The following is a 375-nucleotide window of genomic DNA, read 5'->3' as shown; positions in this document are numbered from 1 at the left end:
CATTAATGCCATCATACCTAGCAGATTAAATGCCAATAGCAATCCAGATAACAGCACGTTAGACATACTATAAATTTCCCATCTGAAGCTTTGAACGATTAGGTGACTTTATTTTTTGCTTGCGAGACGTTTTCTTAAAACTGACCACATAAGTGATATAAGCAAACAGCAACGCTAGAATAAAAAACATAACGTCGAAGCTGATAAACAGCACATCGAAGCTCAAGATACTGTGAAGCAATCCACGCTCAGTGGTTAGGCTATTCAGTAGCGGTGTGAATAAAAGCAATAGAGTGACCAATGATAATAATAGACGCCACGCATGACGACTAGAGAGTAATAACGTCAGCAAGAAACCAAACGCCCAGATGATAA

The 375-nt window shown here is 38.9% G+C and carries 1 pseudogene; it reads right to left on the bottom strand.

Annotated features, from left to right (window positions below):
• Positions 1-67 precede the first annotated feature (67 nt).
• Positions 68-375, bottom strand: a pseudogene (locus EI161_RS14715) (hypothetical protein); the annotation flags it as partial.

Source organism: Psychrobacter sp. FME5, assembly GCF_014861375.1.
Lineage (GTDB): Bacteria > Pseudomonadota > Gammaproteobacteria > Pseudomonadales > Moraxellaceae > Psychrobacter.
Note: the sequence above shows the minus strand (reverse complement) of the source record. Positions and strands in the feature narration are given on the sequence as shown.